The organism is Holdemanella sp. DFI.5.55 (assembly GCF_020593575.1).
In the GTDB taxonomy this organism is placed as follows: Bacteria; Bacillota_I; Bacilli_A; order Erysipelotrichales; family Erysipelotrichaceae; genus Holdemanella; species Holdemanella hominis.
Genome location: NZ_JAJDMK010000158.1, coordinates 1 through 1,247, shown reverse-complemented (window position 1 = coordinate 1,247; position 1,247 = coordinate 1). Strand labels below are relative to the sequence as shown.

The window sequence follows — 1,247 nt, the reverse complement described above, 5'->3', positions numbered from 1 at the left end:
TCTTCTAAGAAATCTGTAACACGCTTAACATATTGAGCACATAACTCATCTGTCTTCGCTTCCACCATGACACGAATCAATGGTTCTGTCCCACTTGGACGAACTAAGATACGTCCTTCATTTCCTAAATCATTCGCAACTGCATCTACAACTTCTTGTAGTTCTTTACTTTCTAGACATGCATTCTTATCTTTAACAGTCACATTCTTTAATAACTGTGGATAAATAAACAATCCTTCACTTAATTCCTTTAATGATTTTCCTGTAGCTTTCATGATTTCTAGAATCTTTAATGCCGTCATTAAACCATCACCCGTTACTTCATGTTCTAAGAAAATGATGTGTCCACTTTGTTCTCCACCAACCCAGTAGTCATTCTTCTGCATTTCTTCAAATACATACTTATCTCCTACTGCCGTTTGAATATAATCAATCTTATTGGCATCTAAAGCCTTATATAAACCTAGGTTTGCCATAACCGTTGTGACAACCATATTCTTGTTTAAATGATTGATTGATTTCATGTAGCGAGAACAAATATATAAGATGTAGTCTCCATCGCAAAGCTTTCCATCTGAATCCACCATGATCAAACGATCGGCATCGCCATCAAATGCCAAACCAATATCATAGTCCCCTTCACGCATCATTCTTTGTAGTCCTTCAGGATGTGTAGATCCACACTTATTGTTGATGTTGATTCCATTTGGTGAATTGCTGATGGCATCTACTGTAGCACCTAAAGAATCCAATGTTTCTACCGCTGTACTTGTCGCAGACCCATTTGCCAAGTCACAAAGAATCTTCATGCCAGATAAATCTACAGGAACACATTCTTTTAACCAGCTCATATAGATTTCTAGTCCATCTTCCCATTCGAAATATTCTCCAATGTGATCTCCAGTCACTAGATCTAAATCGGTTAATCCATCCATAAATTTTTCAACTTCAAGAAGAAGTTCTTCTTCCATCTTCTCTCCATTGTGGTTAAAACACTTGATTCCATTATCATAATACGGATTGTGACTTGCACTTACCATGATTCCACAATCAAAGCGTTCTTTACGAACCAAATAAGATATAGCCGGAGTTGGACATACACCTAATAAATAGACTTGAGCCCCCATGCTTGTAGCACCCGCCGCAAGACCTAATTCAAACATGTCTCCACTAAGTCTTGTATCTTTACCAATCAAGATTTTCGCATGTTTTTCTTTTCCATAATACCAGCCTAAATATTGTCCAAT

At 37.3% G+C, this 1,247-nt stretch carries 1 protein-coding gene; it reads right to left on the bottom strand.

Going from position 1 to position 1,247, the window contains the following annotated elements; translation table 11 throughout:
* Positions 1 to 1,247, bottom strand: a 1,247-nt coding sequence (gene glmM, locus LJE08_RS13520) for a phosphoglucosamine mutase (protein WP_227403518.1), incomplete at both ends; no start/stop codon positions are given.